Source organism: Kribbella sp. CA-247076, assembly GCF_050942445.1.
Taxonomy (GTDB): Bacteria; Actinomycetota; Actinomycetes; order Propionibacteriales; family Kribbellaceae; genus Kribbella.
This window is the reverse complement of the sequence record NZ_CP192051.1, coordinates 6,944,047-6,955,773: the sequence shown is the minus strand read 5'-3', so window position 1 is coordinate 6,955,773 and position 11,727 is coordinate 6,944,047. Positions and strand designations below refer to the sequence as shown.

The window sequence follows — 11,727 nt, the reverse complement described above, 5'->3', positions numbered from 1 at the left end:
CCGGGGACGAAAAACAATCCGTACATCTGTCCTGGTAGTTTGCTGTTCGTGCAGGTCAGGCGGGTGGTCGACGGGCGCCGGATGCGCGGTGAGCAGCGGCGGAGCGAGTTGCTGCGGGCAACGCTCGCGGTGATCGAACGCGACGGAGTCGCAGGTGTGAGCCATCGCGCGGTGGCCGCGGCGGCGGACGTGTCGGTCGCGTCGATCACGTACCACTACCCGACCCTGGACGATCTCCTGGTCGCGGCGCTGACCTGGGCCGCGGAGGATCTGGCGGCCGAGCTCGACGCTCGGGGGAGTGAGCTCGGGGCGCGACCGGCGGACGAGTTGGCGCGACTGATCGAGCACAGCCTGGTGCGCCGGCGCGGCCGGACGCTCGCCCTCTACGAGCTCTACCTGTACGCCGCCCGCCGCCCGGACCTCCGCGAGACGGCCAGAGCGTGGCTGGTGCCGCTCACCGAGATCGCCCGCGCGTTCACCGCCGACCCGCACAAGGCGCGCCTCCTGGTGGCAGCGCTCGACGGCCTGCTCATGCAAGCCCTGATCGGCGCCCGTCAGGTCGACCGCGCCGACTTCGCCGCCCTCCTGGACGTCCTGCGATAGCGCACTTTGTGCGCGGTCCGAGTACTGCGGCGGCGGCGGTTTCAACTGGTTGTTGCACTGAGGGCCTCGTTGAGGGCTTGGGCCGGAGTCTTCCATCCCAGGGTCTGTCGGGGGCGGGTGTTCAGCAGGTGGGCGACTTCGTCGGTGCGGGCCTGGGTGAGGGTTCGGAGGTCGGCGCCTTTGGGCCAGTACTGGCGCAGCAGTCCGTTGGTGTTCTCGTTGCTGCCCCGCTGCCAAGGTGAGTGGGGGTCGGCGAAGTAGATGTCGATCCCGGCGTCGACAGCGATGGCGGCGTGCTCGCTCATCTCGCTGCCGCGGTCCCAGGTCAGCGAGCCGCGCAGCGCTTGGGGCAGCGAGCCGATCAGCGGCGTCAGCGCGGCCTTCAGATCCAGCCCGGTATGCCGGTCCGGCAGCGGGGCCAGCAGCACGAACCGGCTCTTGCGTTCGACCAGGGTGATCACCGCGCCCTTGCCGACCCCGCCCAGCAGCAGGTCGCCTTCCCAGTGCCCGGGCACGGCCCGATCGCAGACCTCGGCCGGCCGCTGGCTGATCGGCACGATCCCGATCAGGCCCCGCCGCACGACGCCGCTGCGGGGCTTGCGGCTCATCCGTTTGGTGCGCAGGTGCTCGGTCAGTTCCCGCCGCAACTCGCCGCGGGTCTGCACGAACAACGACTGGTAGATCGTCTCGTGGCTCACCCGCATACCGTCGTCGCCGGGGAACAACCCTGGCAAGCTCGCCGCGATCTGCTGCGGGGACCAGTCCTGCAACAACAACTCCCCAACCGCCAGCGCCAACGGCCCGGTCAGCTTGAACGGCTTCGGACGACGCGCCCGCCGGACCGCATGACGTTGCGCCCGCACCGCCCGATACACCCGCGGCCGGCCCCACATCCCACCACCGGCCGCCCGCCGCGGCGGCAGCGACCCAAACCGACCAACACCGTTGCGCTCGATCTCCCGCGCGATCGTCGTGCGATGACGCCCCAGCACCGCCCCGATCTGCTCCACCGACAACCCAGCCGCCAGCGACCTCTCAATCACCTGACGCTCCCGCTCATCCAACCGCCTACCCGGCACCACAACCTCCAGTCATCACACAAATCATGTGCAACAACCGGTTGAGGCCAAGGGCGTAGAAGTGCTCGAGCGGAGCACAGAGTCGGTAGCGCGCGGGCTACCTCGGATGGGGTTTGTGGGCCCGGGTGGCGTGGGGCGGGGTGCGGTTGGCTGGAGGAATGCTGAGGTTGTCGGTTGGTGCCGTCCGTGACAGGTGGCAGTTGTTCGCGGGCGCTGTGGTCGCCGTCGCGCTCGGCGTCGGGCTGGTGCAGTCGGGCTTGCAGATGCTGGCGGCAGCGGACCGGCCGGTCGTGCCGCCCGGGCTGTCCGCCTACGACCGGGCCCGGGTTCGCGAGGGGTACGTCGGCGCAGCGACCCTGCTCGGGATGTCGGTGATGCTCGCGGTGTTCCTGACCGTGTTCATCGTGAGTACGACGTTCGGGTTCACGGTCGTGCAGCGGCGGCGTGAGCTCGGGCTCCTCCGGCTGGTGGGCGCGCACCGCGGCTACGTCAGCCTGATGCTGCTCTGCGAGGCCGCGCTGCTCGGGGTGCTCGGTACGGCGATCGGCGTACCGGTCGGCCTGCTCGGCACCTTGGCGCAGTCGGCCCTGCTGATCGAGCTCGGCATGCTGCCGGCCTGGTTCGACGCGCCGTGGGACCAAGGGGCGCTGTGGGCCGCGATGATCGTCGGCGTGAGCACCGCGCTGGTCGGCGTACTCGCGGCCGCCTGGCGGGCATCCCGGGTGAGCGCGCTGGAGGCACTGACCGACAGCCCGAAGGCGACGCGGGTGATGACGGCCTGGCGGTGGTTCTGGGGACTGTCGGCCGCGACCTGCACCGTCCTGCTGGTGATCGCCGCCCAGGCGGCCCGTGATCTGGTCGCGGGCCTGATGGTCGGGCTCGTCGTGATGATCAGCGGGTCGATCGCACTCAGTCAGCTCAGCCCGGTCGTCGTACCCCTGGCCGGTCGCCTCCCGGCCGCCGTACTGCGGGGCAACCTGCTCGCCGACCTCGCCCGGGCCGGTGTTCTGCACGCCGTACGGCGAAGTGCTGCCACGGCAGCGCCTCTGATCGTGCTGGTCGGACTCGTGGTCGGCCTGTGGGGTACGTTCGGTTCGCTCGCGAAGGCGGTCGGGGTGGAGCAGGAACGGCTGATCACCGCCGATCGCGTCGTCGACCACGTGGTCCGGACCGGGCCCGGCATCACGGTCGCATCTCCGCAGACCGCTGTACCGGTCGGGGTCAGGCGGGGCAAGCGGACCATCTACTCCGAGGCGATCGGGATCGATCCGGCGGCGTACCAGCAGACGCACAAGCTCCGGCCGCGAAAGGGCTCGCTGGACCGGTTGACCGGACGGACGATTGCCATCGGCCCCGGAATGGCGGCGGAGGGCTACCAGGTCGGCGAGAGGCTGACAGTTGCCCTGGGCAACCGCAAGGTTCCGGTCACGGTGGTCGCGGTTATGCCGGAGACCCTGGACGTGAGCGAGAACTTCTTCGTTCCGCGCACCCTGCTCCCGGCCGGCGGACGCACCGAGACCCTCGTCCAGGTCGAACCGGGCCACGTCGTCGGCGGGCAGACCGTCAAGGAGTGGGCCGAGGCGAAAGGCGAGGCCCAGCAGCGCGGCAACTCCGGCCTGTTCGCCGCCTTGATGGGACTCGCGGGCATCTACACCGCGGTCGCGGTCGTCAACGCCGTGGTGATGTCGACCGCGGACCGCCGGCGTGAGTTCGCGCTGGCGCGGATGGCCGGGCTCACCAGGGGACAGGTCGTCATCGTCGCCCTCGTGGAGTCCACCGTGGTCGTCGTCATCGGCGTACTGCTCGGAGCGGTCGTCGCGGCGGCCGCGCTCGCCGGGATCGCCGCCGGTCCGTACGGCGTTGCCGCCGTGGCGATCCCGTGGCGACTCCTCGGCGCGATCTTCGTCGCGGCGACGGTCGTGGTCGGCGCCGCTACCGCCGCGACCGCGCACCGAGCGACCGGCCGGCCGCCGATCCTGTTGCTAGCGGGACGCGAATGACCTGGTCCCGGCCTGGGCCATGCTCGCGACGACCAGGTGGTGGAACGGCCGGATCAGGTTGTAGTAGAAGCGGCCCGCCGGTCGCAGGTAGCGCACCAACGTGACGACCTTGAACGAGCTCACCGGCTGCGCGTTGTCGGTGATGATCGCGAGCCAGGCGACCAGGTGGTTGTCGGTGATCTCCAGCAGGAGGTAGTGGTCCTCCTCACCGCGGACGACCGTGAAGAACGACGCCGGATCGCCGGGGGTGAAGCTCACGGTCTCGGGTCGCAACCGTCGTCCAGCCGGGACCCCAGTGGTGTCGAGACGCAGCACCTGGGCGACCACCATCCGGACCGCGAACAGCCCTTTGATCCACAGTGGCGAGTAGCCGAGTGCGCCGGCGGTGAACTCCCGGAGCGACACCGCCCCGCCCACGGTCTTCACGTCGACGACGTCGACCGTCGGCAACAGGTGGTCGAGTTCGGGCAGATCGGTGCGAGCGGGCATCCGTGGCCTCCTAGTCGATCAGCGTCTCGCCGGTCGCGAGCCGAAGGGTCATCGCGTAGAGCTCGCGCAGGTCGCCCTTCGGCACCGACGGCAGCACCTGCTCGGAGCCGATGAGGATCAGGTACAGCAGCTGCGCGAGCCGGTCCGGGTCGACGTCGACCTTCAGTCCACGGCAGAGCTCACGAAGGTACGCCGTACGCGCCTCGTCGACGCGCTCCTGTACGGCCCGGACCTCGGCGTCCTGCAGCGCCCAGGCCCGGACGGCGATCTCCAGCTCGGCACTGTCGGGATCCGACAGCACCAGCTTGAGCAGATGCTGCAGCTTGGCCCAGGGCTCCGCGTCGGGCTCGCGCTCGACGGTGTCGATCAAGCGGGTCGTGTACTGCGCCTCGAAGTACTCCAGCAGCGCGGTCCGGAACCCGGGCGCTCCCTTGAAGTGGTGGTAGTACGACCCCTTGGTGACCCCGAGCTTCGCGGTCAGCCGCTCGATCGTCACCGCCGGCGCCCCCTCCGCCGCCAGCAACTCGAAGCCGGCCTCCAACCACTCGACCCGGGTCACCATGCGGTGACCATACCATACTGTTTGGTATGGCCGCCGGGGCTCAGGCGTCGGCAGTGGTGAGGGCTTCGGCCTCGGCCCGGGTGTGTGGGGTGGGGGCGCGGAGGTGGGAGAGGGGCTTCCAGCCGGTGGCGAGGGTGGCGACCGCGAGGACGACGGCGACGGCGCCGACGTAGAAGGGGACGTGGACGTTGAGCTCCTCGCCGAGCTTGCCGGCGAGCCAGGGGGCGACCGCGCCGCCGGAGAAGCGGACGAAGGAGTACGCCGCGGATGCGGTGCCGCGTTCGACCGGGGCGGCCGCCATCACGGCCTCGGTGATCAGGGTGTTGTTGATGCCGAGGAACAGGCCGCCCACGATCACGCCGATCGCGAGCACCTCCTTGTGGTGCGCGTAGACGCCCATCACCGCGAGGTCGGCGCCGAACAGCAGCAGCGACGTCATCACCACCGGCAGCGTGCCGAACCAGCGCTGCAGCCGCGGAGCCACGAACACCGAGGTGATCGCCAGCCCGATCCCCCAGCCGAAGAAGATCAACCCGATCTGCCGCGCGGACATCGCCAGCGGGAACGGCGTGAACGCGAGCAGCGTGAAGAACCCGAAGTTGTAGAGCAGTGCCGTGATCGCCACCGTCGCGAGTGACCGGTGCCGCAACGCCTTCAGCGGCTCGACGATCGACGTACGACGCTCTGCCCGGGGTGACGCGGGCAGCAGGAACGCGGTGGCCGCGAGCGCGATCGTCATCAGTACGGCGACGCCGAAGAACGGACCGCGCCACGAGATCGTGCCGAGCTCGCCACCAACCAGGGGGCCGGCCGCGATCCCGACCCCGAGCGCCGCTTCGTACAGGATGATCGCCTCGGCGACCGATCCGCTGGCGGAGTTGACGATCGTGGCCAGCGCGGTCGCGATGAAGAGCGCGTTGCCGAGACCCCAGCCGGCCCGGAAGGCGACGATCGCGCCGATCGAGTTGGACAGCCCGGCCAGGGCGGCGAAGACGACGATGATCGCCAGGCCGATGAGCAGGGTGCGCTTCGCGCCGATCCGGCTGGAGACGGCGCCGGTGATCAGCATCGCGACACCGATCACCGCCATGTAGCTGGTGAACAGCAGCGACACCTGCGACGGGCTCGCGTGCAGTTGCTCGGCGATCGGCTTGAGGATCGGGTCGACCAGGCCGATGCCCATGAACGCGATCACGCAGGCGAACGCGACCGCCCAGACGGACTTGGGTTGCTTCAGGAACGAGTTGCTCACCGCGGGGTGACCTCCAGGAGTTTGCGCATGACGGTGACGGCGGCCTCGAGGGTGGCGAGGTCGGCGGCGGGAAGCTGGCCGAGCCGGGCGGCGAGGGCGGCACCCGCTTGGCGGCGGGCGCTCTGCAGCTCGGCGTACCCGGCGTCGGTGAGGCTGATCAGGCTGGCCCGCGAGTCCTCCGGGTCGGCGTCCCGCCGTACCAGCCCTTGCTCCTCCTGACGCTGCACAAGAGTGGACATCGTCGGTTGGGAGCACCGGTCGGCCTTGGCGAGCTCACTGATCCGCGTCGGGCCGAGCTCGTCGAGCCGCCCCAGCAACCGCATCGCCGCATGCGGCAACGCGCTCACATCCCGACTCGCCATCCGCGTCAACCGAGCCGACGCCACCACCATCTCCACACTCAACTGAGTCAGCTCAGGTCCACTCACACTCCGCAACATACATAGCAAACCTATGCATCTCCACCCGCAACCACAGTGAGCCTCATCACGACAGCGCCAGCCGCCACGCCGCGATGGTGGATTCAGGACGTCAGGCTGTATCCATGCCCCTCGAGCAGTCGGCGCAGGGAGTCTGCGAGCTGTTGCTCGCCCAGGTTGCTGCCCTCCGGTGCCCAGAGCATGAACGCGATCCGCGAGGTACCGTCTTCCTGCAACCAGATTCCGGGCCGTCCTCGATCGCGGGCGTACAGAAGGTAGGTGCCCTGCCGTTGATCCGGCCCCTTCCACGCTCCGGCGATTGCGTCAGCCTGGTTCGGTTTGCCAAAGCTGAAGGGTGTGACTTTCAACGAGTACTGGGTGTAGACGATCCACACCCCCTGCTCGGTCTGACAGCTGTAGATCAGCCGGGTCACCTGGTTGTTCCTGGCCTCCGGCTCGTCCAGCCACTGGCTGCAGACATCGGCCCAGCGGAGGAGCTCGTTGCGGAGAAGGCGATCTGTCGGAAAGTCGCGGGGAACGGCGGATACGGCTGATGCGGCGGGCCTGTTGCCTAGGTTGCTCGCCGGTGGGGCTGTCGAAGGCTGGGTAGTCGAGCTCGGGTTAGGCGGTCCAGCCACGTTGGAGTCCGGCTGGGCGGGTCCGCCGCCCCGGGTAGCCAGCAGAAACACACAGGCGAGGAGCAGAGCGACCGAGACGATCTTCAAGACCAGAGCGGTCAGCCGGAGAGAGTCTTCACGCCGGGCGGCCTCGGCGACTGTCTGCACCTCGGCCGAGAGGATTTCGGCTGCGTTCCGGTCGCTGCTTCGCAGCCGCTCGATGATTTCGGCGGCCTCCGTCGCCGGAGAGGCCACAAGAACACGGGCCGCCTGGCGCGGCTCCATCTGCCCGATGTAGTCGGTGCGGTGGGTGATCGGAAAGGATCCGAGTACGTTCGTCGCACTACTGAGATCGCCACGCGCCAAGTCCGACAGCAGGGCTCCGCCGTCCCTGGGACTCATGCTGCCGATGATGCGCGCCGGTGCGCCGTGGAAAGCCATGAGATCGGCTCGTGCCGCGGGTCTCATGAACAGCATGAGCTTTCCGGCGAAGGCGGCGTCCAACTGCCGGATCAGTTGCCGGGTGCCGACAGGGTCGTCCTTGAACAGCCTTCCGACCAGATCTGAGGCGCGGCGGGGATTCTTGGTGAGCAGGTCCCCAAGAACCCCGGCCTTGAGGTCTATCTTCCTGAATCTCTGGAAGGCGCCGTTCAAGCTCAAGTGCTGAAGCTCGAGAACCAGGTCGTTGATCGATGACGGACTGCCGATATTGATGTCGCGGCCGGCGGCCAGGCCCGCGATCGAACCGTCGCTCGCAAACGTCGGTCCGGTGCGCTGGGACGGTTTCGGCGACGCGCTGTCGTCCGCTTCCGGCACCGTGATCAGTCGCCTTCGGCCGGCTGTTTCGGTGCGTTCTGCTGAGGAGCGGGCGGCGTGCCGATGGTGATGTCGTTGCCTGCGGCCAGACCGGCGATCGAGCCGCCGGTCGCAAAGGCCGTTCCCGTCTGCTGGCCGGCTGATGCCTGTTTCGGTTGCTCCGGCTTGACCCGCGACGTGAGGATCGAGCTTCCTATCGCGACCGTGGCTGCGAAACAAGCACCGCCCAATCCGACGGACCACGCTTTGACTTCGTCGGTCACGAGATATGTGCCGAACACGATGACTCCGAAGATTGCCAACGCGCACCCGATCGTGACAATCCAAACCCCTGGCTTGCTCATGCGCACCTCCCGGCCCCCGCGTTCCGTCCGGCGGACGTGAACGCATCCTGCGCATCAACAGAATGCGGGTGAGAAACCTTGAGAGGCAATAGCCGATGGAATGCCTGTGTGAATCAAACGCCGGTTTGTTCGACCTTCCTTGCATCCGGTTCAATCCAAGCCGTCGCGGGCCTGATGCAGATCACCGCCAGGAGGCCGAACTGGAGAGCGGAGGCGATGACCAGGCGGATGCTGAGGGTGTCGGGGTCCGGCCAGGCGGCGATGGTGAGGGTCAGGAGGATCGTGGTGATGGTGGCGCGGCGTGGCAGGCCGAAGGTGCGTTTGGCGAGGGTGATGGCGGTGGCCAGCCAGGCCAGTTGGACGACGGCGAAGGCCAGTTCGTGCAGGAGGCCGTGCCAGGTGAGGGGGGCGCGGGCTTCGGGGGCTCCGGTGGGGTAGCCGGCGCCGGGGTCGGTGACGAAGACGCCGGCCAGGATCAGGCCGAGGCCGAAGGTGGCGACGAAGCGGGGAAGCCAGCGTCCGTGGTCGCGCAGGCCGGCTGCCGCGGCGACGTACAGGGCGCCGGTGACGACGAAGTTGGTGATCTGGACCCAGCCGCCGTCGCCGAGGGCGAGCAGGCTGAGCGGGTGACGGGACGGGTCGAAGCCGTCGCGGGTGAAGGCCTGCACGGCCCACATGGTCAGGAACAGGGGTCCGGCGACGATGCCGCAGGCGCGGAGGTGGTTCATGGTCGTGTCCTCTCTGCTCAGAGCTTCAGCAGAGACGTCGAAGGGGCCGGTTGGATCCGGACACGGGATCACGAGGCGGCGATGATGGTGGCGGCTTCGGTGGGGCCGTTGGCGGCAGCGTAGAGCTTCTGGATGTGTTCGGCGGCTTCGAGGTGGGTGCGGTCGTCGAGCATGTGGGCGGCGAGGGTGGCCAGGTTGTCGTGGCGGGTGAGGCGGCGGGCTGCGCCGAGGCGTTCGACCAGGGCGACGTTGAGGTCCTGCTCGGGGTGGAGCGGGAGGCCGAGGAGCGGCGTACCGCAGGCCATCGCGGTCTGCACGCTGCCCTGGCCGCCGGTGGTGACGGCGAGCTCAACCTGCGGCATCACCAGGTGGCTGGGCAGGACGCCTTCGACCATGATCCGGTCGGTGGCCAGGTCGTCGAGGTCGTGGATCGTCCCGGCGACGAGGATGCGTACGTCGAGCCGGCTGAGCTCCGCGATCGCCGAGCGGACCTGATCGGCCGGGGTCGACGTCATCGCGAGGTAGATCGTCGGGCCGGGGCGGTCGAGGAACCGCTGCACTCTCCCCGGCATCGGCAGGTTCAGGTGGGCGAACAGCGGCCCGACCGTCCGGAGTCGCGACCCGGCGCGATACCCCTTGCCAGGACGCCAAGCCGCCACGTCGGCGGCCGGGATGCCGAGCACCTCAGGAATCTCCGGGACCAACGACAGGTCGCCGAGCAAGATCGCGGCCAGGCTCGGAACTCCTTCTACACCGAGCGATGCGGCAACCCGGTTGAAGCCACTGGTGTACGCCGTCGTGCGGTTGACCGTCCTGTTGACCAAGAACCGGGCGAACCAGTCCGGAGCGTTCTTCAGCCGCGGATCGACCGGCCGGGTTGGCGCCGGCAGCAGTCGCCGCTCGAAGACCGGAGGCACGAAGCTGCCCGCGTGCTCGGTGATCAGCCGTACGCCGGCCAGCCGCGTCGACAGCAACGTGGTCACGGTGAACCCGGTGACCGCGACCGTGATCCCGTGGGCGCGGAAGTACTCCGCCTCCGCGGCGACGTACGTCCGGAGCTCGGCGTCGTCGTACATGCTCTGCCGCGGATCCCCGAGGCCGACCGCCGACGCGACGAACCGGGCCGAGCGTGCGGCGGACAGGCCCGGGCCGAGGACGTCGTACTCGATGCCGGCCAGCAGGCGTTCGTGCGGACCGCCGTGGGTGGCGACGCGCACCTCGACCCCGAGCTCGCGGAGGGCCCGGTGCAGCTCGAGCATCCGGGAGGTCTCCGACAGATAGGCGCAGTGCGGCAGCAGACAGATCACGGTTGCCCCCTTCGATGTTGATAGGTAATATATTGCCTATGTCGCGACGGAACAAGACCGCAGAGGTGTTCGGGACCGGAGCCGGCTCGGAGCTGGCGCCGTCGGTGCGGGCGTTCCGGACGACGCTGATGCTCGCGCAGAAGCTCCGTTACGCGATGGACGAGCGGCTGCGGACCGACGGGCTCACCACGCAACAGGCCGCGTTGATCACCGCCGTGGTCGCGCTGGGCAGGCCGTCCCTGGCCGAGGCGGCCGCCGCCCTGGGCAGCACGCATCAGAACGTCGCCCAGATCGTCGCCGCCCTGGTCCGCAAGGAGTTGCTGCGGGTCGAGGCGGATCCCGCGGACCGGCGCCGCAAGTTGCTGTCAGCAACAGAGCGCAGTACGGCGTACTGGCGCGAGCGGGACGCCGGCGACCTCGCGGCGGTGGCCGACTGGTTCGCCGACCTCACCCCGGCCGAGCTCGACACCTTCTGCGACCTCTCCGACCGCGTGATCACCCGGCTCGACGATGCTTAGAGCCATCCTCGGCAGCACCGCGTTCTTCTTCGCCGCGCCCTGCGTCGTCGGCGGCGTGATCCCGTGGTGGATCAGCGACTGGGCCGGGCCACGGTTCTGGCCCGGCCCAGTCGTGGTCGCCGGCGGGGCGTACGTCGTACTGCGTGCCTTCGTCCGTTTCGTCCGGGAAGGCCGCGGTACGCCGGCGCCCGTCGCCCCGACCGAGGAGCTCGTGGTCGGTGGCGACTACCGCTTCGTCCGCAATCCCATGTACGTCGGTGTCGTCACCGCGATCCTCGGCCAGGCGCTCACCTTCCTCGACCCCTGGATCCTCGGGTACGGCGTGGTCGCCTGGGCCGTGATGGCCTCCTTCGTCCGGTGGTACGAGGAGCCCGCGCTGCTGCGGCGGTACGGCGTTCTGTACGAGGACTACCGGCGGACGGTCCCGGCCTGGCTGCCCCGGTTCAGACCCTGACCGGCCGGCCGTCTGGGGTGCGGAAGAGGGTGATGGAGAGAGGGCCGCGGTGGAGGATGTGCGGGATGTCGGCCCACGGGAACAGCGGTTCGGTGGCGTTCAGGGTGCGCAGCCGGGTGAGTGCCCGGTCGGACGGGGTGGACAGGGTGGCGACGGTGGCCGGGCTGTACGGGAGGTAGTCGGACGCGGGTTGCGGGCGGAACTCCGGGTCGTAGCGCTTGAGCAGGATGCAGGTGCGGTCGGGTTCCAGCAGTTCGGCGTCGACGGTCCAGAAGTCGAGCGCGCCCGGACCGATCCGGCCGGACTCGCGGAGTGCGTCGAAGATCGGCGCCGGGTGGACCGGCGACAGGAAGACCACATCGTTCCAGCGGCAGCCGAGCGGATGGACCGGCTGGTCCATCGTCTCCGGCCGCTGCGAGTACTTGCCGGCCTCGCGTTCGTACAGGTCGGGGTGCTGCTCGCGGAGCAGGTTGAGGGGCAGGATCTCGGTCCCGCGGAGGTCGTGGATGGCGGCTCGGTAGAGAAGAGTAGGCATACAA

The 11,727-nt window shown here is 69.2% G+C and carries 14 protein-coding genes; 4 read left to right on the top strand and 10 right to left on the bottom strand.

Annotated elements, in window-relative coordinates; genetic code table 11:
* The first annotated feature begins 48 nt into the window (after positions 1 to 48).
* On the top strand, positions 49 to 603 hold the full coding sequence (locus ACQPYZ_RS33155) for a TetR/AcrR family transcriptional regulator (RefSeq protein ID WP_433162984.1): 555 nt from the start codon (positions 49 to 51) through the stop codon (positions 601 to 603).
* A 41-nt stretch (positions 604 to 644) separates the two neighbouring features.
* Here ACQPYZ_RS33155 and ACQPYZ_RS33150 read toward each other — a convergent pair whose 3' ends face one another.
* A complete protein-coding gene (locus tag ACQPYZ_RS33150) occupies positions 645 to 1,682 on the bottom strand; it encodes an IS30 family transposase (protein WP_433162982.1) in 1,038 nt (345 codons plus the stop codon).
* A 158-nt stretch (positions 1,683 to 1,840) separates the two neighbouring features.
* On the opposite strand from ACQPYZ_RS33150, the gene ACQPYZ_RS33145 reads away from it, so the two are divergent.
* Positions 1,841 to 3,682, top strand: coding sequence for an FtsX-like permease family protein (locus tag ACQPYZ_RS33145; RefSeq protein WP_433162980.1), 1,842 nt, complete (start codon positions 1,841 to 1,843; stop codon positions 3,680 to 3,682).
* On the opposite strand, the gene ACQPYZ_RS33140 is transcribed toward ACQPYZ_RS33145, so the two are convergent.
* The 8 genes from ACQPYZ_RS33140 to ACQPYZ_RS33105 all read right to left on the bottom strand — a co-directional run bounded on the left by ACQPYZ_RS33140 (position 3,665) and on the right by ACQPYZ_RS33105 (position 10,216).
* Positions 3,665 to 4,171 (bottom strand): DUF2867 domain-containing protein, encoded by a 507-nt coding sequence (locus ACQPYZ_RS33140; RefSeq protein WP_433162978.1) that lies wholly within the window; start codon positions 4,169 to 4,171, stop codon positions 3,665 to 3,667. The genes ACQPYZ_RS33145 and ACQPYZ_RS33140 overlap by 18 nt on opposite strands.
* A gap of 10 nt (positions 4,172 to 4,181) precedes the next feature.
* A complete protein-coding gene (locus ACQPYZ_RS33135) occupies positions 4,182 to 4,733 on the bottom strand; it encodes a TetR/AcrR family transcriptional regulator (protein ID WP_433162977.1) in 552 nt (183 codons plus the stop codon).
* A 40-nt stretch (positions 4,734 to 4,773) separates the two neighbouring features.
* The gene (locus ACQPYZ_RS33130; RefSeq protein WP_433162976.1) at positions 4,774 to 5,985 is read right to left on the bottom strand and encodes an MFS transporter; all 1,212 of its coding nucleotides are present in this window, start codon (positions 5,983 to 5,985) and stop codon (positions 4,774 to 4,776) included.
* Entirely contained in the window at positions 5,982 to 6,413 is a 432-nt protein-coding gene (locus ACQPYZ_RS33125) for a MarR family winged helix-turn-helix transcriptional regulator (RefSeq protein ID WP_433162974.1), read from the bottom strand. The genes ACQPYZ_RS33130 and ACQPYZ_RS33125 overlap by 4 nt, the downstream gene beginning before the upstream one ends.
* Positions 6,414 to 6,508: 95 nt before the next feature.
* Entirely contained in the window at positions 6,509 to 7,837 is a 1,329-nt protein-coding gene (locus tag ACQPYZ_RS33120) for a hypothetical protein (RefSeq protein ID WP_433162972.1), read from the bottom strand.
* A gap of 5 nt (positions 7,838 to 7,842) precedes the next feature.
* On the bottom strand, positions 7,843 to 8,181 hold the full coding sequence (locus ACQPYZ_RS33115) for a hypothetical protein (protein WP_433162970.1): 339 nt from the start codon (positions 8,179 to 8,181) through the stop codon (positions 7,843 to 7,845).
* A gap of 113 nt (positions 8,182 to 8,294) precedes the next feature.
* Positions 8,295 to 8,909 (bottom strand): DUF998 domain-containing protein, encoded by a 615-nt coding sequence (locus ACQPYZ_RS33110; protein WP_433162968.1) that lies wholly within the window; start codon positions 8,907 to 8,909, stop codon positions 8,295 to 8,297.
* Positions 8,910 to 8,977: 68 nt separating this feature from the next.
* Positions 8,978 to 10,216, bottom strand: a complete 1,239-nt coding sequence (locus ACQPYZ_RS33105; protein ID WP_433162966.1) for a glycosyltransferase — start codon at positions 10,214 to 10,216, stop codon at positions 8,978 to 8,980.
* A 38-nt stretch (positions 10,217 to 10,254) separates the two neighbouring features.
* Between ACQPYZ_RS33105 and ACQPYZ_RS33100 the strand changes: the two genes are divergently transcribed.
* Both ACQPYZ_RS33100 and ACQPYZ_RS33095 read left to right on the top strand, forming a co-directional pair.
* Positions 10,255 to 10,734, top strand: a complete 480-nt coding sequence (locus ACQPYZ_RS33100; RefSeq protein ID WP_433162964.1) for a MarR family winged helix-turn-helix transcriptional regulator — start codon at positions 10,255 to 10,257, stop codon at positions 10,732 to 10,734.
* Complete coding sequence (locus tag ACQPYZ_RS33095) at positions 10,727 to 11,188, top strand: methyltransferase family protein (RefSeq protein WP_433162962.1); 462 nt, start codon at positions 10,727 to 10,729, stop codon at positions 11,186 to 11,188. The genes ACQPYZ_RS33100 and ACQPYZ_RS33095 overlap by 8 nt, the downstream gene beginning before the upstream one ends.
* On the opposite strand, the gene ACQPYZ_RS33090 is transcribed toward ACQPYZ_RS33095, so the two are convergent.
* The gene (locus ACQPYZ_RS33090; protein ID WP_433162960.1) at positions 11,178 to 11,723 is read right to left on the bottom strand and encodes a hypothetical protein; all 546 of its coding nucleotides are present in this window, start codon (positions 11,721 to 11,723) and stop codon (positions 11,178 to 11,180) included. The two genes, ACQPYZ_RS33095 and ACQPYZ_RS33090, sit on opposite strands and share 11 nt — an antisense overlap.
* Positions 11,724 to 11,727 lie beyond the last annotated feature (4 nt).